The sequence below is a fragment of the Burkholderia torrens genome (assembly GCF_984668525.1).
On record NZ_OZ480211.1, the window covers coordinates 1,095,368 to 1,113,938 of the forward strand.

At 65.5% G+C, this 18,571-nt stretch carries 18 protein-coding genes; 15 read left to right on the forward strand and 3 right to left on the reverse strand.

Features of this window, described 5'->3' with window-relative positions; all coding sequences use genetic code 11:
* Positions 1–124: 124 nt before the first annotated feature.
* The 9 genes from rpsA (at position 125) to cysM (ending at position 8,974) form a co-directional block, all read left to right on the forward strand.
* A complete protein-coding gene (gene rpsA, locus AC5LXX_RS05090; protein WP_027788061.1) occupies positions 125–1,837 on the forward strand; it encodes a 30S ribosomal protein S1 in 1,713 nt (570 codons plus the stop codon).
* Positions 1,838–1,859: 22 nt separating this feature from the next.
* Positions 1,860–2,183, forward strand: a complete 324-nt coding sequence (locus tag AC5LXX_RS05095; protein WP_006486894.1) for an integration host factor subunit beta — start codon at positions 1,860–1,862, stop codon at positions 2,181–2,183.
* Between the two features lie 208 nt (positions 2,184–2,391).
* Complete coding sequence (locus AC5LXX_RS05100; protein WP_124448895.1) at positions 2,392–2,685, forward strand: lipopolysaccharide assembly protein LapA domain-containing protein; 294 nt, start codon at positions 2,392–2,394, stop codon at positions 2,683–2,685.
* A 53-nt stretch (positions 2,686–2,738) separates the two neighbouring features.
* Complete coding sequence (lapB, locus tag AC5LXX_RS05105; RefSeq protein WP_493410696.1) at positions 2,739–3,911, forward strand: lipopolysaccharide assembly protein LapB; 1,173 nt, start codon at positions 2,739–2,741, stop codon at positions 3,909–3,911.
* Positions 3,912–4,001: 90 nt separating this feature from the next.
* Positions 4,002–5,402: a UDP-glucose dehydrogenase family protein gene (locus AC5LXX_RS05110; RefSeq protein WP_493402589.1), complete on the forward strand. Its 1,401-nt coding sequence runs from the start codon at positions 4,002–4,004 to the stop codon at positions 5,400–5,402.
* 7 nt (positions 5,403–5,409) lie between these two features.
* On the forward strand, positions 5,410–6,360 hold the full coding sequence (gene rfaE1 / locus AC5LXX_RS05115; RefSeq protein WP_493410697.1) for a D-glycero-beta-D-manno-heptose-7-phosphate kinase: 951 nt from the start codon (positions 5,410–5,412) through the stop codon (positions 6,358–6,360).
* Positions 6,361–6,423: 63 nt separating this feature from the next.
* A complete protein-coding gene (rfaD, locus tag AC5LXX_RS05120; RefSeq protein WP_493410698.1) occupies positions 6,424–7,416 on the forward strand; it encodes an ADP-glyceromanno-heptose 6-epimerase in 993 nt (330 codons plus the stop codon).
* A gap of 74 nt (positions 7,417–7,490) precedes the next feature.
* The gene (locus AC5LXX_RS05125; protein ID WP_493410699.1) at positions 7,491–7,844 is read left to right on the forward strand and encodes a ComEA family DNA-binding protein; all 354 of its coding nucleotides are present in this window, start codon (positions 7,491–7,493) and stop codon (positions 7,842–7,844) included.
* A gap of 227 nt (positions 7,845–8,071) precedes the next feature.
* Positions 8,072–8,974, forward strand: a complete 903-nt coding sequence (gene cysM / locus AC5LXX_RS05130; protein WP_493410700.1) for a cysteine synthase CysM — start codon at positions 8,072–8,074, stop codon at positions 8,972–8,974.
* A gap of 83 nt (positions 8,975–9,057) precedes the next feature.
* Here the strand turns inward: cysM and mltB are convergent, their stop codons facing one another.
* Positions 9,058–10,404, reverse strand: coding sequence for a lytic murein transglycosylase B (gene mltB / locus AC5LXX_RS05135; protein WP_493410701.1), 1,347 nt, complete (start codon positions 10,402–10,404; stop codon positions 9,058–9,060).
* Between the two features lie 43 nt (positions 10,405–10,447).
* Here mltB and AC5LXX_RS05140 point away from each other — a divergent pair, with 43 nt between their 5' ends.
* Positions 10,448–11,371 (forward strand): histone deacetylase family protein, encoded by a 924-nt coding sequence (locus tag AC5LXX_RS05140; protein ID WP_011351344.1) that lies wholly within the window; start codon positions 10,448–10,450, stop codon positions 11,369–11,371.
* A gap of 30 nt (positions 11,372–11,401) precedes the next feature.
* Here the strand turns inward: AC5LXX_RS05140 and AC5LXX_RS05145 are convergent, their stop codons facing one another.
* Positions 11,402–12,319 carry an alpha/beta hydrolase gene (locus AC5LXX_RS05145; RefSeq protein ID WP_493410702.1) on the reverse strand — a complete coding sequence of 306 codons (918 nt, stop codon included), beginning with the start codon at positions 12,317–12,319 and terminating at the stop codon, positions 11,402–11,404.
* 218 nt (positions 12,320–12,537) lie between these two features.
* Between AC5LXX_RS05145 and AC5LXX_RS05150 the strand changes: the two genes are divergently transcribed.
* The 5 genes from AC5LXX_RS05150 to AC5LXX_RS05170 all read left to right on the forward strand — a co-directional run bounded on the left by AC5LXX_RS05150 (position 12,538) and on the right by AC5LXX_RS05170 (position 16,968).
* On the forward strand, positions 12,538–13,572 hold the full coding sequence (locus tag AC5LXX_RS05150) for a methionine ABC transporter ATP-binding protein (RefSeq protein ID WP_124448877.1): 1,035 nt from the start codon (positions 12,538–12,540) through the stop codon (positions 13,570–13,572).
* Positions 13,562–14,215, forward strand: coding sequence for a methionine ABC transporter permease (locus tag AC5LXX_RS05155; RefSeq protein ID WP_006414357.1), 654 nt, complete (start codon positions 13,562–13,564; stop codon positions 14,213–14,215). The genes AC5LXX_RS05150 and AC5LXX_RS05155 overlap by 11 nt, the downstream gene beginning before the upstream one ends.
* Before the next feature lie 29 nt (positions 14,216–14,244).
* Positions 14,245–15,039 (forward strand): MetQ/NlpA family ABC transporter substrate-binding protein, encoded by a 795-nt coding sequence (locus AC5LXX_RS05160; protein WP_493410703.1) that lies wholly within the window; start codon positions 14,245–14,247, stop codon positions 15,037–15,039.
* A 227-nt stretch (positions 15,040–15,266) separates the two neighbouring features.
* Entirely contained in the window at positions 15,267–16,016 is a 750-nt protein-coding gene (locus tag AC5LXX_RS05165; protein ID WP_006496532.1) for an electron transfer flavoprotein subunit beta/FixA family protein, read from the forward strand.
* Positions 16,017–16,032: 16 nt separating this feature from the next.
* Entirely contained in the window at positions 16,033–16,968 is a 936-nt protein-coding gene (locus AC5LXX_RS05170; protein ID WP_493410704.1) for an electron transfer flavoprotein subunit alpha/FixB family protein, read from the forward strand.
* A gap of 289 nt (positions 16,969–17,257) precedes the next feature.
* Here AC5LXX_RS05170 and AC5LXX_RS05175 read toward each other — a convergent pair whose 3' ends face one another.
* The gene (locus tag AC5LXX_RS05175) at positions 17,258–18,544 is read right to left on the reverse strand and encodes a D-amino acid dehydrogenase (protein ID WP_493410705.1); all 1,287 of its coding nucleotides are present in this window, start codon (positions 18,542–18,544) and stop codon (positions 17,258–17,260) included.
* Positions 18,545–18,571 lie beyond the last annotated feature (27 nt).

The following is an 18,571-nucleotide window of genomic DNA, read 5'->3' on the forward strand; positions in this document are numbered from 1 at the left end:
GTGCTCCGTGTTGCAAGCGCGGAGCGTGTTTCGAACCCTTAACCCCGTGTGGTAGTCGATCTGGCCCTTTCAGCCTGCCATTCCGGCCGGCGTGGCACAGCGATCCATGCACAATCAGATTTTTATGTCCGACCTGCAAACCTCCACCCCGAATACCGAATCCTTTGCGGCTCTGTTCGAAGAGTCGCTGACCCGCCAAGACATGCGCGCCGGCGAAGTGATTTCCGCCGAAGTCGTGCGCGTCGACCACAACTTCGTGGTCGTCAATGCAGGCCTGAAGTCCGAGGCTTACATTCCGATCGAGGAATTCCTGAACGATCAGGGCGAGGTTGAGGTGCAGTCGGGCGATTTCGTGTCCGTCGCGATCGACGCACTCGAAAACGGCTACGGCGACACGATCCTGTCGCGCGACAAGGCGAAGCGCCTTGCATCGTGGCTGTCGCTGGAAAAGGCCCTCGACAACAACGAACTCGTCACCGGCACCATCACCGGCAAGGTGAAGGGCGGCATGACCGTGATGGTCAACGGCATCCGCGCGTTCCTGCCGGGTTCGCTGGTCGACACGCGTCCGGTCAAGGACACGACTCCGTACGAAGGCAAGACGCTCGAGTTCCGCGTGATCAAGCTCGATCGCAAGCGTAACAACGTCGTGCTGTCGCGTCGTGCAGTGATCGAAGCAACGCAAGGCGAAGAGCGCGCGAAGCTGCTCGAGACGCTGAAGGAAGGCGCGATCGTCAACGGCGTGGTCAAGAACATCACCGACTACGGCGCGTTCGTCGACCTCGGCGGCATCGACGGCCTGCTGCACATCACCGACATCGCATGGCGTCGTGTGCGTCACCCGAGCGAAGTCCTGTCGGTTGGCCAGGAAGTCACCGCGAAGATCCTCAAGTTCGACCAAGAGAAGAACCGCGTCTCGCTGGGCATCAAGCAACTGGGCGACGATCCGTGGGAAGGCATCTCGCGCCGTTACCCGTCGGGCACGCGCCTGTTCGGCAAGGTCACGAACATCACCGACTACGGCGCATTCGTCGAAGTGGAATCGGGCATCGAAGGCCTCGTCCACGTGTCGGAAATGGACTGGACCAACAAGAACGTTGCGCCGTCGAAGGTTGTCCAGCTGGGCGACGAAGTCGAAGTCATGGTCCTCGAGATCGACGAAGACCGCCGTCGTATCAGCCTCGGCATGAAGCAGTGCAAGCCGAATCCGTGGGATGACTTCAGCCGCAACTTCAAGAAGGGCGACAAGATCACGGGCGCAATCAAGTCGATTACCGACTTCGGCGTGTTCATCGGTCTGCCGGGCGGCATCGACGGCCTGGTCCACCTGTCGGACCTGTCGTGGAGCGAAGCCGGCGAAGAAGCCGTTCGCAAGTACAAGAAGGGCGACGAAGTCGAAGCCATCGTGCTCGGTATCGACGTCGAGAAGGAGCGTATTTCGCTCGGCATCAAGCAGCTCGAAGGCGACCCGTTCAGCAACTACGTTGCAATGAACGACAAGGGCTCGATCGTCGACGGCGTCGTGAAGACGGTCGATGCGAAGGGTGCGGTCGTCACGCTGACGGGCGACATCGAAGGCTACCTGCGTGCGTCGGAAATCTCGCAGGATCGCGTCGAAGATGCACGCAACGTGCTGAAGGAAGGCGACAAGGTCAACGCGATGGTGATCAACATCGATCGCAAGTCGCGCGGCATCAACCTGTCGATCAAGGCGAAGGATTCGGCTGAACAACAGGAAGCGATCCGCGGCCTGCAGTCGGACACGAGCGCCGCTGCGACCGGTACGACCAACCTCGGCGCGCTGCTGAAGGCGAAGCTCGACGGCCAGAACCAGTAAGCCTCACGAGGTCTGCTGAAGTATGACCAAATCCGAGTTGGTCGCGCAGCTGGCATCGCGATTTCCGCAACTTGTCCTCAAGGATGCGGATTTCGCGGTGAAGACGATGCTCGATGCGATGTCTGATGCCCTGGCGAAAGGGCATCGCATCGAAATTCGGGGTTTCGGCAGCTTCGGCCTCAACCGTCGCCCGGCGCGCGTCGGACGCAACCCGAAGTCAGGGGAGAAAGTGCAGGTGCCCGAGAAGTTCGTGCCGCACTTCAAGCCTGGCAAGGAATTGCGTGAACGCGTCGACGGCCGCGCCGGTGAACCGCTGAAGGCTGACGATCCGGACGACGAGCGTTGAACGTCGTTCGGACTGCCCGGAACCCGTCCGGCGAAGGCTGAAAAGAAAAGCGCCCCTTGGGGCGCTTTTTTCATTTCCGGCGGCGGCGGCGCAACGGCTGGCGCAGGATGTGCGCAGCCGCGGAAACGCTTCCTTTACAATACGGGTCGATTCGGTGCGACGAAGGGGAGTCGCGCGCCGCAGCAAACCTCAACAAAGAGAGGGCTTCATGAAGTTTATCGTCTGGCTGATCCGGGTATTGGTGTTCGTCCTGCTGCTGGTGCTCGCGCTGGCCAATACGCAAACCGCGACGCTGAATTTCGTTGCCGGCTACGCATGGCAAGCGCCGCTGATCCTGATCGGCCTCGCGTTCTTCGCCGTGGGGCTGCTGGCGGGCCTGCTGTCCGCGCTGCCTTCGATCTTCCGCCTGCGTCTCGAGAACGGGCGCCTGAAGCGCGATCTGCGTGCGGTGCGCGAAACGCCCGCCGTCATCGACCAGCCGCCGATGCCGCCCGTCATTTAACACGGACGCCGCGCGATCATCGCGCGGTTTTCGTCTCTGCTTCGATATTTCGCATGGATCTGGATTTCTGGTGGTTGCTCGCGATTCCGGTCGCGTTCGCGCTCGGTTGGGCGGCGTCACGCTATGACCTGAAGAATCTCCTGTCGGAGAGTGCCAACCTGCCGCGCTCGTATTTCCGCGGCCTGAATTTTCTGTTGAACGAACAACCCGACAAGGCGATCGACGCGTTCATCGAGGTCGCCAAGCTCGATCCCGAGACGGTCGAACTGCACTTCGCGCTCGGCAACCTGTTCCGCCGCCGTGGCGAGACCGACCGCGCGATCCGCGTGCACCAGAACCTGCTGAGCCGCACGGACCTGCCGGTCAACGAGCGTGACCACGCGTTGTACGAGCTCGGCCAGGATTTCCTGAAGGCCGGCCTGCTCGATCGCGCCGAGGAGGCGTTCCACAAGCTCGCCGACGGCGACTACGCGCTTGGCGCGCAGCGGGCGCTGCTGACGATCTACGAGATCGAGAAGGACTGGAACAAGTCGATCGATACCGCGAAGCGCATCGAATCGATGAGCGACAAGCCGCTCGGTGTCGAAATCGCGCAGTTCCACTGCGAACTCGCGCAGGAGGCGCTGCAGCGCAAGAACGCGGCTGCGGCAGCCGAACAGTTGCGCCTGGCACTGACCGTGAACCCGCAGAACGTGCGTGCGACGGTGCTGTCCGGCGACGCGGCGGAGGCGGCGGGCGACCACGCAGCCGCGATCGAGCACTGGAAGCGCGTCGAAGCGCAGAATCCGGCGTACCTGCCGCTCGTCGCCGACAAGCTGATGAAGGCGTATGTCGCGCTCGGCAAGAACGCCGAAGGCGCCGAGCTGCTGATGGGGTATGTCGACCGCTATCCGTCGAACGACCTGCTCGACATCGCGTATCAGCACATCGCCGGGTTGCGCGGCCAGGAGGCGGCGCACATGCTCGCGCGCATGCAGATGGAGAAGTCGCCGAACCTGTCGGGGATGCTGCATCTGCTCGATGCGCAGATCGCGGCGGCCGACGAGCCGCGCCGTAAGGAACTTGAAATGATGCGTGCGCTGATCAAGCAGCGCACGAAAAACCTGCCACGGTATACGTGCCAGAATTGCGGTTTCCGGGCACGGCTCTTTTACTGGCAGTGCCCCGGATGCAGCGGCTGGGAAACCTATGCGCCGCGCCGCGTCGAACCTGCGATGCCGGGCTGATCCCGGCACGCGGAGCCGACGCGCTGCGGTCGCCGCCGGGCTCGTCCCGGCGGCCAAGTTAGTCTATTACCGGGAAGTACCGGAACATCTATGAAAATCACCATCATCGGCACCGGCTATGTCGGTCTCGTCACGGGCGCCTGCCTCGCGGAGATCGGCCACGACGTCTTCTGCCTCGACGTCGATCCGCGCAAGATCGACATCCTGAACAACGGCGGGATGCCGATTCACGAACCGGGGCTGCTGGACATCATCGCGCGCAACCGCGCGGCGGGGCGCCTGCGCTTCTCGACCGACATCGAGGCGAGCGTCGCGCACGGCGAGATCCAGTTCATTGCGGTCGGTACGCCGCCCGACGAGGACGGCTCGGCCGACCTGCAGTACGTGCTCGAGGCCGCACGCAACATCGGCCGCTACATGACGGGCTTCAAGGTGATCGTCGACAAGTCGACGGTGCCGGTCGGCACCGCGCGGCGCGTGTGCGGCGTGGTCGACGAGGCGCTTGCCGCACGCGGCCTCGCGGGCAGCGTCGCGCATCGCTTCTCGGTCGTGTCGAACCCGGAATTCCTGAAGGAAGGCGCCGCGGTCGAGGATTTCATGCGTCCGGACCGGATCATCATCGGCGTCGACGACGACGAGACCGGCACGATCGCGCGCGAGAAGATGAAGAAGCTCTACGCGCCGTTCAACCGCAACCATGAGCGCACGATCTACATGGACGTGCGTTCGGCCGAATTCGCGAAGTACGCGGCGAACGCGATGCTCGCGACGCGCATCTCGTTCATGAACGAGATGTCGAATCTCGCCGACAAGGTCGGCGCCGACATCGAGGCCGTACGCCGCGGGATCGGCTCCGATCCGCGCATCGGCTATCACTTCCTGTACGCCGGCGTCGGCTACGGCGGCTCGTGCTTCCCGAAGGACGTCCAGGCGCTGATCCGCACCGCGGGCGAGAACGGCCAGCCGCTGCGCATCCTGGAAGCCGTCGAGGCCGCCAACCATGCGCAGAAGGACGTGCTGATCGGCAAGATCGAGCAGCGCTTCGGCGCCGACCTCACGGGCCGCGAGTTCGCGGTCTGGGGCCTGGCGTTCAAGCCGAATACCGACGACATGCGCGAGGCGCCGAGCCGACGCCTGATCGCCGCACTGCTCGCGCGCGGCGCGACCGTGCGCGCGTACGATCCGGTCGCGGTCGACGAAGCACGGCGCGTGTTCGAGCTGGATTTCGGCAACGATGCCGACGCGCTGGCGCGGCTGCATCTCGTCGAGACGCAGGACGTCGCCGTGACGGGCGCGGACGCACTCGTGATCGTGACCGAGTGGAAGGAATTCCGGAGCCCCGATTTCACGCGCCTGAAGGCTGAACTGAAGGCGCCGGTGATCTTCGACGGGCGCAACCTGTACGAGCCGGACGCGATGGCCGAACTGGGCATCGACTACTACGCGATCGGCCGGCCGTATGTCGATCCCCAGTCGTCCTCCCGTGGCTGACCGCACGATGAATACTCTTCGCGAAATCGTTCCGGTGCCGCGCGCGCAGCTCGCGCGCTCGCGCGTGCTCGTCGTCGGCGACGTGATGCTCGACCGCTACTGGTTCGGCAACGTCGATCGCATTTCGCCTGAAGCGCCGGTGCCGGTCGTGCACGTGCAGCGTCAGGAAGAGCGGCTCGGCGGCGCGGCCAACGTCGCGCGCAATGCCGTGACGCTCGGCGGCCAGGCCGGATTGCTGTGCGTCGTCGGGTGCGACGAGCCCGGCGAGCGGATCGTCGAGCTGCTCGCCAGCAGCGGCGTGACGCCGCATCTCGAGCGCGACCCGGCGCTGCCGACCACGATCAAGCTGCGCGTGCTCGCGCGCCAGCAGCAGCTGCTGCGCGTCGACTTCGAGGCGATGCCGACGCACGAAGTGCTGCTCGCGGGGCTCGCGCGCTTCGACGCACTGCTGCCGCAGCACGACGTCGTGTTGATGTCGGATTACGCGAAAGGCGGCCTGACGCACGTCACGACGATGATCGAGAAGGCGCGTGTGGCCGGCAAGTCGGTGCTCGTCGACCCGAAGGGCGACGACTGGGCGCGCTATCGCGGCGCGTCGCTGATCACGCCGAACCGCGCGGAATTGCGCGAAGTGGTCGGCCAGTGGAAGTCGGAAGACGATCTGCGCGCGCGCGTCGCGAACCTGCGTGCGGAGCTCGACATCGACGCGCTGCTGCTCACGCGCTCGGAAGAGGGGATGACGCTTTTTTCCGCTACCGGCGAACTGCACGCCCCGGCGCTCGCGCGCGAGGTGTTCGACGTGTCGGGCGCGGGCGATACCGTGATCGCGACGGTCGCGACGATGCTCGGCGCCGGCGTGCCGCTGGTCGACGCGGTCGTGCTCGCGAATCGCGCGGCAGGCATCGTGGTCGGCAAGCTCGGCACGGCCACGGTGGACTACGACGAACTGTTTCACTGAGCGCATTCGGCGGCGCGACGAGCGCGTCGCACGAGTGGCTCGCACTTTTCAGGCAGGACGATCATGACCCTCATCGTCACCGGCGCGGCCGGTTTTATCGGCGCGAACATCGTCAAGGCGCTCAACGAGCGCGGCGAGTCGCGCATCATCGCGGTCGACAACCTGACGCGCGCGGACAAGTTCCGGAATCTCGTCGATTGCGAGATCGACGACTATCTCGACAAGACGGAATTCGTCGAACGCTTCACGCGCGGCGATTTCGGCAAGGTGCGTGCGGTGTTCCACGAAGGCGCCTGTTCGGACACGATGGAAACCGACGGCCGCTACATGATGGACAACAACTTCCGCTACAGCCGCGCGGTGCTCGATACCTGCCTCGAGCAGGGCACGCAGTTCCTGTACGCATCGTCGGCTGCGACCTACGGCGGCTCGACGCGGTTCGTCGAGGAGCGCGAGGTCGAGGCGCCGCTGAACATCTACGGCTATTCGAAGTTCCTGTTCGACCAGGTGATTCGTCGCGTGCTGCCGATCGCGAAGAGCCAGATCGCGGGCTTCCGCTATTTCAACGTGTACGGCCCGCGCGAGACGCACAAGGGGCGCATGGCGTCGGTCGCGTTCCACAACTTCAACCAGTTCCGCGCGGAAGGCAAGGTCAAGCTGTTCGGCGAGTACAACGGCTATGCGCCGGGCGAGCAGACGCGCGACTTCGTGTCGGTCGAGGACGTGACGAAGGTGAACCTGTTCTTCTTCGATCATCCGGAGAAGTCGGGCATCTTCAACCTCGGCACGGGTCGGGCGCAGCCGTTCAACGATATCGCGTCGACGGTCGTGAACACGCTGCGCGCACTCGACAACCAGCCGCCGCTGACGCTCGCGCAGCAGGTCGAGCAGGGGCTGATCGAATACGTGCCGTTCCCCGATGCATTGCGCGGCAAGTACCAGTGCTTCACGCAGGCCGACCAGACGAAGCTGCGCGCAGCCGGCTACGACGCATCGTTCCTGACCGTGCAGGAAGGCGTCGACCGCTACGTGCGTTGGCTATCCGGCCAGGTTTAAACGCAAGCGTTGCGCCGCTAGACTGGGTCTCACGGTCGGCAGCCGCCGGCCGTTTTTCTTCGGAGATCCAGCACATGATCAGGAAATGGTTTGCCGCAGCGGTCATGCTCGGCGCAGTCGCGTCGGCCTGGGCGGCCGTCGATGTCAACACCGCGAGCGAGGACGCGCTCGTCGGCATCAAGGGCATCGGTCCGGCACGGGCGAAGGCGATCCTCGATGAACGCGGCACGCGCGGTCCGTTCAGGAATGCGGAAGATCTCGCCGCGCGCGTGAAAGGCATGGGCGGGCATACCGTCGAGCGGCTTCAGCAGGAAGGGCTGACGATTGGCACGGCGGGCCCAACCGGCCCGGCTGCGGCGCTGCCTGCCGCGGGCAAGCCGGCGGCAGCCAAGCCTGCCGCTGCGCCTGCCCGCACCGCACAGAAATAACGCGTCGCGCGCGACCGACAACGAGCTCCTTCAGTCGCCGTCGTCATGACGGCTTCCCGCGGCATGCCGCGGGTTTTTTGCGTGGGGGCGGCGTGTGCGATGCAGGCGGCGATCACGTTTCGCGCGGCATGTGTATTCCATCGTCGTAATGGGGTTGCCGGCGCGAGGGGCGGTGCTGGTTTACAATCGATCGATTGATTGATCGGCCTCGTACTGACGGTATATCCATGGCTTACAAAACTATCGAAGACACGATCGGCAATACGCCGCTCGTGCAACTGGTCCGCTTGCCGGACGACGAAATTCGCGCGCGCAACAACGTGGTGCTCGCGAAGCTCGAAGGCAACAATCCGGCCGGTTCCGTGAAGGATCGCCCGGCGCTGTCGATGATCAGCAAGGCCGAGGCGCGCGGGCGCATCAAGCCGGGCGATACGCTGATCGAGGCGACGAGCGGCAACACGGGCATCGCACTCGCGATGGCAGCGGCGATCCGCGGCTACAAGATGGTGCTGATCATGCCGGAGGACCTGTCGGTCGAGCGCCGCCAGAGCATGGCCGCCTACGGCGCGGAAATCATCCTGACGCCGGTGAAGGGCGGGATGGAGCTGGCGCGCGACCTGGCGGACGAGATGCAGCGCGAAGGCAAGGGCGTGATCCTCGACCAGTTCGCGAACCCGGACAATCCCGTTGCGCACTACGAAGCGACGGGCCCGGAGATCTGGCGCGATACCGAAGGGCGCATCACGCACTTCGTGTCGGCCATGGGCACGACGGGTACGATCATGGGCACGTCGCGCTATCTGAAGGAACAGAATTCGGCGATCGAGATCATCGGTGCGCAGCCGGAAGACGGCTCGCGCATTCCGGGCATCCGCAAATGGCCGGAAGCGTACATGCCGACGATCTTCGATCGCAGCCGCGTCGACCGTGTCGAGAGCGTGAGCCAGGCTGCGTCGGAAACGATGACGCGCCGGCTGGCGGCGGTCGAAGGCATCTTCGCGGGCATTTCGTCGGGCGGCGCGTGCGAAGTCGCGATGCGCATCGCGCGTCAGGTCGAGAACGCGACGATCGTGTTCATCATCTGCGATCGCGGCGACCGCTATTTGTCCACGGGCGTGTTCCCCGCCTGAACATGGGTTGGCGTGCGCAGCGCGCCGGCAATAAAAAAGCGCCGCTTGTTGTGTGCGGCGCTTTTTCTTTGGGCGGGCAGATCCTACTGCGATTGCGCGTCGTCGGTGGCGGCCGGCTTCAGCGCGCCGCTCGCCTCCATCTGCGCCTTCACGGCTTCGCCGAGCTGGTACACGGTGAGCGCGTAGAAGAAGCTGCGGTTGTAGCGCGTCAGCACATAGAAATTCTTCAGGCCGAGCATGTATTCGGTCGCGCGCCCCGGCGACGGCAGGTCGACCACGGTCACCGGCGTGCCGGCTTCAGTCGTGATGTTGACCGTCGGCTCGTTCAGCGTCATGCCCGCGCGCATCAGTTGCGACAGCGCCCAGTGCGGTTCGGGCTGGCCGTCGGCGGCGGCCTGTGCGATGCCCAGGCTGCCCGTATCGGGCGTGATCTGCCAGACCACCGGCCGGTCGGTTTCCCAGCCGTGCTGCTTCAGGTAGTTCGCGACGCTGCCGATCGCATCGACAGGACTGCTGCGCAGATCGACGTGGCCCGTGCCGTCGAAGTCGACCGCATATTCGCGGATGCTGCTCGGCAGGAACTGCGGGATCCCGATCGCGCCCGTATACGAGCCGAGCACGGTGGTCGGGTCGAGCTGGTTGTCGCGGGTCCAGACCAGGAAGTCCTCGAGGTTCTTGCGGAACGTGGCCTGGCGGCTGTCGCGATTCGGCGTGTCCGGATAGTCGAACGTGAGCGTCGTCAGCGCGTCGAGCACGCGGAAGTTGCCCATGTAGCGGCCGTAGATCGTCTCGACGCCGATGATGCCGACGATCACCTCGGGCGGCACGCCGAACTGTTCGGACGCGCGCTGCAGCGTTGCCTGGTTCGCCTTCCAGAACTTCACGCCCGCGTTGATGCGGATCGGCTCGATGAAGCGCGAGCGATAGACGCGCCAGTTCTTGACCGTCGGCGACGCGGCCGGCTTCACGAGCTTGACGGCCGTCGCCGAGTAGCTGATGCGCGAGAACAGCGCATGCAGGCTGGCGGCGTCAAAGCCGTTGCGGCTCACCATGTCGTCGATGAAGGCGTCGACCTTCGCGTTGTTCGCGTAACGCTGCGGAACGATTTCCTCTTCGAAGGTCTGGCCTTGCGGCGCCGGCTGCTGCGGTTCGGCCTGAGCGACGAGCTTGCCGGCGGGCTTCGCCGGCTGCGTCTGCGCGCCGGCAGGCGCGGTGCCGAGGGCCGCGACGACAGCGGCGACGACGAGCGGCACGCGAACACGGAACAGCGCGGAGAGGAGGACGGCAGGCTTGCTGGAATTCATGTCGAAGCGGGCGGACAGGGCGATGGTGTTCGGCGCAGTATACCCGACGGATCCCGCGCGCCGGGGCGTGGCGGGCCACCGTTGTGGTAAGTTAGCGGCGAATTCGCGGCAGACGACGGACATCATTGATGGAGACCTGCGGCGCACCGTGCGCCGCCGATGACAGCTTATGGCAACCGCTTTCTATACGCACCCCGACTGCATGCTGCACGAGATGGGGGAATGGCATCCGGAATGCCCGGCCCGCCTGTCGGCGATCCAGGATCAGCTGATTGCGAGCCGCATCGATGACCTGATCGTGCACGAAACCGCGCCGTTCGCGAGCGAGGTCGCGCTGGGCCGCGTGCATACGCAGGCGCACATCGACTACATCCGGAGCATGACGCCGGTCGACGGCTACGTCGAGATCGATCCCGATACGCTGATGAATCGCGACACGTGGCGCGCGGCACTGCGCGCGGCCGGCGCCGCGATCGCGGCGACCGACGCGGTGATCGAGGGCCGCTATGCGAATGCGTTCTGCGGCGTGCGTCCGCCCGGTCACCATGCGGAGCCCGCACGTGCGATGGGCTTCTGCTTCTTCAACAACGTCGCGATCGCCGCGCGGCATGCGCTCGACGTGCACGGTCTCGAGCGTGTCGCGATCATCGATTTCGACGTGCACCACGGCAACGGCACCGAGGCCGCGTTCGCGAACGACGAGCGCGTGCTGATGTGCAGCTTTTTCCAGCATCCGCTGTACCCGTTCTCGGGCGTCGACCACCAGGCGCCGAACATGGTCAACCTGCCGATGCCCGCGCGCAGCAACGGGATGGCGATTCGCGAAGCCGTCGACATGTTCTGGCTGCCGCGCCTCGACGCATTCAAGCCGCAGATGCTGTTCGTGTCGGCTGGCTTCGATGCGCATCGCGAGGACGACATCGGCAATCTCGGGCTCGTCGAGGCCGACTTCGAATGGCTGACCGCGCAGATCGTCGACGTGGCGCGCCGGCATGCGCAGGGCCGCATCGTGAGCTGCCTCGAGGGCGGCTACAACCTGTCCGCCCTCGGGCGCAGCGTCGTCGCGCACCTGCGCGTGCTGGCCGGTATCTGATTCCCGGCCAGCAGGCCGTGCCGGGCGCGCTCAGCGTGCCGGCACGCGCGCGTGAATCCACGCGATCAGCGCGTCGATCACGCGATCGCGGTCGAGATCGTTCATCGTTTCGTGGAAACCGCCCTCGTATAGCGTCAGCGTACGATCGGGCGAGCCGACGCGCGCGCCGAACGCGCGGCTGCCGTCGGGTTCGGTCAACTTGTCCTCGGTGCCGTGATAGACGAGCACCGGCACGCGCAGCGCGCCGCGGCCGCTTTCGATGCGCGCCATCGCGTCGAGAATCTCCGCACCGGTGCGCGCGGGCACCGCGCCGTGATGCACGAGCGGATCGGCGCGGTTGGCCGCGACGATGGCCGGGTCGCGCGACAGCAGCGCCGCATCGATCCTGATCGCGGGGAAGGTCGGCCATATGCGGCTGATGATGCGGCTGACCGCGAGCATCCAGCGCGGCACGTCGCGCCCCGGCGCGAGCGCCGGGCTTGACAGCACGAGGCCCGTCAGCGCCTGGCCGCGGGCCGGCGCGCGCTCGATCGCGTAGAGCGCCGCGACCGCGCCGCCCATGCTGTGCCCCATCAGGAACAGCGGCGAATTGCCGCGCGCGGCTTCGGCGACCAGCGCCTCCGCATCGTTCAGGTAGCCGTCGAAACGCTCGACCCATACGCGCTTGCCGGGCGACTGGCCATGCCCGCGCAGATCGATCGCGAGCACGTCGATGCCGGCCGCGTTCAGCCGGCCGGCGAGCGCGGCATAGCGGCCCGCGTGTTCGGCGAGGCCGTGTACGAGCGCGATCGTCGCACGCGGCGGCGCCGTGCCGTCGCCGGCAGGCCAGCGGTACGACGCCAGCTCGAGCCCGTCCGCGGTACGCAGCCGGCCCATTTTCGGTGCGGGCGGCGACGGCGCGGCGCCGGCGGTGGCAGGCGCGGCGGCCGGCGTGGTGGTGGCGGTCATCTGGCGTGTCCCCTGTTCGTTGGCATACGTGTTCCGGATCATAGTCGCGGCCTGCGCGCGGCGGCCCAGCGGTGCTCCTCTAATTTCGTGCAGTTATGAAAAGATCGAAATCGATTATTAAGGGGAATGAGGGGTTTGCGGTAAAATCGCCGGCTATTCCAGATGCATCGGCGGCCGACTGGCGGGCCAACTCGCCGGCCGGCCGCCGTTCTGTTTACATGATCGAATTACGCAATCTTTCGCAGCGTTTCCCCGGCCCCGGCGGTTGGGTCGACGCGTTGCACAACGTCAACCTGACGATTCCGCAGGGCGAGGTGTTCGGCATCATCGGCCGAAGCGGCGCCGGCAAGAGCACGCTCGTGCGCACCATCAACCTGCTCACGCGGCCGACCGAAGGCAACGTCGTCGTCGGCGGGCGCGATCTCACGCTGCTGCCGGCGGGCGCACTGCGCGAGGCGCGCCGCGAGATCGGCATGATCTTCCAGCACTTCAACCTGCTGTCGTCGCGCACGGTGTTCGACAACGTCGCGCTGCCGCTCGAGCTGGCCGGCGCGAGCCGCGCCGAGATCGAGGCCGCCGTGCTGCCGCTGCTCGACCTCGTCGGGTTGTCCGCGCAGAAGGATCGCTATCCGTCGCAGATCAGCGGCGGGCAGAAGCAGCGCGTCGGCATTGCGCGCGCGCTCGCGAGCCAGCCGAAGGTGCTGCTGTCGGACGAAGCGACGTCCGCGCTCGATCCCGAAACCACGCGTTCGATCCTCGATCTGCTGAAGCGCATCAATCGCGAGCTCGGCCTGACGATCGTGCTGATCACGCACCAGATGGAAGTGATCAAGCAGGTCTGCGATCGCGTCGCGGTGCTCGATGCCGGGCGCGTGGTCGAGGAAGGCCGCGTGATCGACGTGTTCCTGCAGCCGCATCACGAAGTGACGCGCGCGCTGATCGGCGACGTGATCGCGCAGGAACTGCCGCCCGCGCTGAAGGCGCGTGTGGCCGAACGGCTGAAGACGGGGCGCGGGCATCTGCTGCGGCTCGCGTTTACGGGCTCGGGCGTCGACCAGCCGATCCTGTCGGAGACGATCCGACGGTACGAACTCGATTTCAACATCCTGCACGGCCAGATCGACGAGATCCAGGGGCAGGCATTCGGTTCGCTGGCGGTGCTCGCGGGCGGCGAGCCGGGCAAGGTCGGACAGGCGCTCGCGTTCCTGCGCGAGCAAGGTGTGGTGGTAGAGGAGCTTTCGTATGTTGAGTGAGATGTTCGATATGTTCGTGCAGTCGTTCTGGGAGACGCTGATCATGGTCGGCATCTCCGGGGCGGTTGGCGCGCTCGTCGGCCTGCCGCTCGGCGTGCTGCTCTACCTGACCGACCGCCAGGGCGTGCTGCAGAACCTCGCGGTGAATCGCGTGCTCGGCGGCATCGTGAATGCCGTCCGCTCGACGCCGTTCATCATCCTGCTGGTCGCGGTGATTCCGTTTACGCGTCTCGTCACCGGTTCGTCGATCGGCACGGCCGCGGCGGTCGTGCCGCTGACGCTTGCGGCCGCGCCATTCATCGCGCGTCTCGTCGAGACGGCGTTGCGCGAAGTCGACCGCGGGCTGATCGAGGCCGCGCAATCGATGGGTGCGACGACGTCGCAGATCGTGTTCAAGGTGCTGCTGCCCGAGTCGCTGCCGGGCATCGTCGCGGGCCTGACGATCACGTTCGTGTCGCTGGTCGGCTATTCGGCGATGGCGGGCGCGATCGGCGGCGGCGGGCTCGGCGATCTCGGGATCCGCTACGGTTACCAGCGCTATCTGCCGGAAGTGATGTGGACGGTCGTCGCGATCCTGATCGTGTTCGTGCAGATCGTACAATCGTTCGGCGACTGGCTCGTGCGCCGGCTGAGCCACAAATAAGACGAAACTGATCCGTTAGGGGAGACACGATGCAACGACGCTTCATGCTGAAATTCGTGGCGGCACTGGGTGCGGCTACGCTGTTCGCGGGCGCGCACGCGCAGGCCGAAACCATCAAGGTGGGCGTGACGGGCGGCCCGCACGCGCAGATCATGGAAGTGGTGAAGAAGGTCGCGGCGAAGGATGGTCTCGAGATCCGCATCGTCGAATTCTCCGATTACGTGCAGCCGAACGCCGCGCTCGCATCGGGCGACCTCGACGCGAACAGCTACCAGCACGATCCGTATCTGCAGGCGCAGGTGAAGGATCGCGGCTACAAGCTGCTCAAGGTCGCGGATACCGTGACGTTCCCGATGGGCATCTATTCGAAGCGCGTGAAGACGCTGGCCGAATTGAAGCCGGGCGCGCGCGTCGCGGTGCCGAACGATCCGACCAACGGCGGTCGCGCGTTGCTGTTGCTGCAGAAACAGGGCCTGCTGAAGCTGCGCGCGGATGTGGGGCTGAAGGCAACGCCGCTCGATATCGTCGACAATCCGCGCAAGCTGAAGATCGTCGAACTCGATGCGGCGCAGATCCCGCGCTCGCTCGGCGACGTCGACGCGGCCGCGATCAACACCAACTACGCGATGGAAGCGGGGTTGAAACCGAAGCAGGACGCAATCGCGATCGAGGGCCCGAACGGCCCGTACGCGAACATCCTCGCGATTCGCGAGGCGGACCGCAACAAGCCGTGGGTCGCGAAGCTGATCGCGGCCTACCATTCGGCCGACGTGAAACAGTTCATCGAAGGCAAGTTCGGTGGTGCGGTCATCGCCGCCTGGTAACGGGCGGAGGACGGGCGCCCGGCGGGATTAGAGTCGATGATCGAAAACCCGGGCTTTGCGTCCGGGTTTTTTCTCTTTTAAAATAGAACGATCGTTCGCTATCATTGGCGCGTCGCCAAGAAGCGGTATCCTCGACAGCCACGATGGTTGGGTCCGCTTGGCCGCGCAGTCATGAGGCCTCGCTATAAAATGGCCTCTGGTCGTATTCGTAACTTTGGAGCGTGTGCATGAAAATCCTGGTGCCAGTGAAAAGAGTGGTCGATTACAACGTGAAGGTTCGCGTGAAGTCGGACAACACGGGCGTCGACATCGCGAACGTGAAGATGTCGATGAACCCGTTCGACGAAATCGCCGTTGAAGAAGCCGTGCGCCTGAAGGAAGCGGGCGTCGCGACCGAAGTGATCGCGGTGTCGGTGGGCGTGACGCAAGCGCAGGAAACGCTGCGCACGGCGCTGGCGATCGGCGCGGATCGCGCGATCCTCGTCGAGTCGAACGACAGCGTCGAGCCGCTGGCAGTCGCGAAGATCCTGAAGGCGCTGGTCGACAAGGAGCAGCCGCAGCTGGTGATTCTCGGCAAGCAGGCGATCGACGACGATTCGAACCAGACGGGCCAGATGCTGGCCGCGCTGGCAGGTCTCCCGCAAGCGACGTTCGCGTCGAAGGTGACGGTGGCCGACGGCAAGGCAACGGTCGCGCGTGAAGTCGACGGCGGCGCGGAAACGCTGTCGCTGACGCTGCCGGCGGTCGTGACGACCGACCTGCGCCTGAACGAGCCGCGCTACGTGACGCTGCCGAACATCATGAAGGCGAAGAAGAAGCCGCTGGAAACCGTGAAGCCGGAAGACCTCGGTGTGGACGTCGCGCCGCGCCTGAAGACGCTGAAGGTGGTCGAGCCGCCGAAGCGCGCAGCCGGCGTGAAGGTGCCGGACGTGAAGACGCTGGTCGAGAAGCTGAAGACCGAAGCCAAGGTGCTGTAAGAGGGAGCGCAAAGAAATGACGATTCTGGTGATTGCAGAACACGACAACGCGTCGATCAAGGCCGCGACGCTGAACACGGTGGCGGCGGCCGCGAAGATCGGTGGCGACATCCACGTGCTGGTCGCGGGCCACAACGCGCAGGCGGCTGCAGATGCAGCGGCGAAGATCGCAGGTGTGTCGAAGGTGCTGCTGGCCGATGCGCCGCAACTGGCCGAAGGCCTGGCGGAAAACGTCGAGGCGACCGCGCTGAACATCGCGAAGGACTACTCGCACATCCTCGCGCCGGCGACCGCCTACGGCAAGAACATCGCACCGCGTATCGCCGCGAAGCTGGACGTCGCGCAGATCTCGGACATCACGGCGGTCGATTCGGCCGATACGTTCGAGCGCCCGATCTACGCGGGCAACGCGATCGCGACGGTGCAGTCGAGCGACCCGATCAAGGTCATCACGGTGCGTGCGACGGGTTTCGATCCGGTGGCAGCGGAAGGCGGCAGCGCATCGGTCGACAAGATCGAAGCCGCGGCAGACGCCGGCAAGTCGCAGTTCGTGAGCCGTGAAGTGACGAAGCTGGACCGTCCGGAACTGACGTCGGCGAGCATCATCGTGTCGGGCGGCCGTGGCCTGGGCAGCGGCGAGAACTACACGAAGGTGCTGGAGCCGCTGGCCGACAAGCTGTCGGCAGCGCTCGGCGCCTCGCGCGCGGCAGTCGACGCCGGCTACGTGCCGAACGACTACCAGGTCGGCCAGACCGGCAAGATCGTCGCACCGCAGCTGTACATCGCGGTCGGCATCTCGGGTGCGATCCAGCATCTGGCCGGCATGAAGGATTCGAAGGTGATCGTCGCGATCAACAAGGATCCGGAAGCGCCGATCTTCAGCGTGGCCGACTACGGCCTCGTCGGCGATCTGTTCGCGCTCGTGCCGGAGCTCGTGAGCGAGCTCGGCTGACGCGAGATGCTTCAGCATTAAGCATGTGGAAAAAGGGGCGCGACGAGCGCCCCTTTTTTTGCGCCATCGACAGATGGGGGAAGAGAGAAGCGGGCGCCGCACCAGGATCGTGCGGGCCGGTGCGCTCGAAGCGTCGATCGTCGGTGCGAAGGGCAACGAGAGCGTGCTCGCGTTGACGGAAGCTCCGTTCTGATCGTGCGCAACGCGATCGACGCAATGAAAAAGGCGCCCCTCGGGGCGCCTTTCCTTTTGCCGGTGACGAACTTGCGTCGAGGCAGGCCGTCGCGGCTTACGCGTAGGCCGGGCGCGTCTGGCCGGCCACGTCCTTCAGGTAGCGATGCACCGACAGGTCGTCGGCCTGGATCGCAGGCATCTTGCCCGAGATCAGGTCGGCGAGCAACTGACCCGAGCCGCACGACATCGTCCAGCCGAGCGTGCCGTGGCCGGTGTTCAGGAACAGGTTCGACACCGGCGTACGGCCGACGATCGGCGTGCCGTCCGGCGTCATCGGGCGCAGGCCCGTCCAGAACGTGGCCTTCGACGTGTCGCCGCCGCCGGGGAACAGGTCGTTCACGCACATTTCGAGCGTTTCGCGGCGCGCGGCGCGCAGCTTCTTGTCGAAGCCGACGATTTCCGCCATGCCGCCGACACGGATGCGCTGGTCGAAGCGCGTGATCGCGATCTTGTAGGTCTCGTCGAGCACGGTCGACACGGGCGCGGCCGCTTCGTCGACGATTGGCGCAGTGATCGAATAGCCCTTCAGCGGATAGACGGGGATCTTCATCAGGTTCGAGATGAAGTTCGTCGAATACGAGCCGAGCGCGACGACGTATGCATCCGCGCGCACCGTCTCGATGCCGCACTGCACGCCGGCGATCTTGCCGCCCGCGATCGCGAGCGCGTCGATCGGCGTGTTGTAGCGGAACTTGACGCCGAGCGATTCGGCGAGCGCCGCGAGGCGTGTCGTGAACAGCTGGCAATCGCCGGTTTCGTCGCCCGGCAGGCGCAGGCCGCCCGTCAGCTTGTGCGAGACGGCTGCAAGCGCCGGTTCGGCGTTTTTCAGTTCGGCCGGCGACAGCAGTTCGAACGGCACGTTCGCTTCCTGCAGCACGGCGATGTCCTTGGCCGCGCCATCGAGCTGCTGCTGCGTGCGGAACAGTTGCAGCGTGCCGCCCGTGCGGCCTTCGTATTCGATGCCAGTATCGGCGCGCAGCGCCTGCAGGCAGTCGCGGCTGTATTCGGCGAGGCGGACCATGCGGCCCTTGTTGACTGCATAGCGCTCGGCCGTGCAGTTGCGCAGCATCTGATACATCCACTGGAGCTGGAAGCGCGTGCCGTCGAGGCGGATCGCGAGCGGCGCATGCTTTTCGAACATCCACTTGACGGCCTTCAGCGGCACGCCGGGCGCGGCCCAAGGCGCGGCATAGCCGGGCGAGATCTGGCCTGCATTCGCGAAGCTCGTCTCGAGCGCCGGGCCGGCTTCCCGGTCGATCACCGTGACTTCATGGCCGGCGCGTGCGAGGTAATACGCGCTTGCCACGCCCACTACACCACTGCCCAGAATGACGACTCGCATAGCTGCTCCAGATGGAAGGGACCAGTT

Coding starts and splice junctions, on each gene's coding strand:
- rpsA (WP_027788061.1), top strand. CDS start 125: ATGTCCGACCTGCAAACCTCCACCCCGAATACCGAATCCTTTGCGGCT.
- AC5LXX_RS05095 (WP_006486894.1), top strand. CDS start 1,860: ATGACCAAATCCGAGTTGGTCGCGCAGCTGGCATCGCGATTTCCGCAA.
- AC5LXX_RS05100 (WP_124448895.1), top strand. CDS start 2,392: ATGAAGTTTATCGTCTGGCTGATCCGGGTATTGGTGTTCGTCCTGCTG.
- lapB (WP_493410696.1), top strand. CDS start 2,739: ATGGATCTGGATTTCTGGTGGTTGCTCGCGATTCCGGTCGCGTTCGCG.
- AC5LXX_RS05110 (WP_493402589.1), top strand. CDS start 4,002: ATGAAAATCACCATCATCGGCACCGGCTATGTCGGTCTCGTCACGGGC.
- rfaE1 (WP_493410697.1), top strand. CDS start 5,410: ATGAATACTCTTCGCGAAATCGTTCCGGTGCCGCGCGCGCAGCTCGCG.
- rfaD (WP_493410698.1), top strand. CDS start 6,424: ATGACCCTCATCGTCACCGGCGCGGCCGGTTTTATCGGCGCGAACATC.
- AC5LXX_RS05125 (WP_493410699.1), top strand. CDS start 7,491: ATGATCAGGAAATGGTTTGCCGCAGCGGTCATGCTCGGCGCAGTCGCG.
- cysM (WP_493410700.1), top strand. CDS start 8,072: ATGGCTTACAAAACTATCGAAGACACGATCGGCAATACGCCGCTCGTG.
- mltB (WP_493410701.1), bottom strand. CDS start 10,404: ATGATGTCCGTCGTCTGCCGCGAATTCGCCGCTAACTTACCACAACGG.
- AC5LXX_RS05140 (WP_011351344.1), top strand. CDS start 10,448: ATGGCAACCGCTTTCTATACGCACCCCGACTGCATGCTGCACGAGATG.
- AC5LXX_RS05145 (WP_493410702.1), bottom strand. CDS start 12,319: ATGACCGCCACCACCACGCCGGCCGCCGCGCCTGCCACCGCCGGCGCC.
- AC5LXX_RS05150 (WP_124448877.1), top strand. CDS start 12,538: ATGATCGAATTACGCAATCTTTCGCAGCGTTTCCCCGGCCCCGGCGGT.
- AC5LXX_RS05155 (WP_006414357.1), top strand. CDS start 13,562: ATGTTGAGTGAGATGTTCGATATGTTCGTGCAGTCGTTCTGGGAGACG.
- AC5LXX_RS05160 (WP_493410703.1), top strand. CDS start 14,245: ATGCAACGACGCTTCATGCTGAAATTCGTGGCGGCACTGGGTGCGGCT.
- AC5LXX_RS05165 (WP_006496532.1), top strand. CDS start 15,267: ATGAAAATCCTGGTGCCAGTGAAAAGAGTGGTCGATTACAACGTGAAG.
- AC5LXX_RS05170 (WP_493410704.1), top strand. CDS start 16,033: ATGACGATTCTGGTGATTGCAGAACACGACAACGCGTCGATCAAGGCC.
- AC5LXX_RS05175 (WP_493410705.1), bottom strand. CDS start 18,544: ATGCGAGTCGTCATTCTGGGCAGTGGTGTAGTGGGCGTGGCAAGCGCG.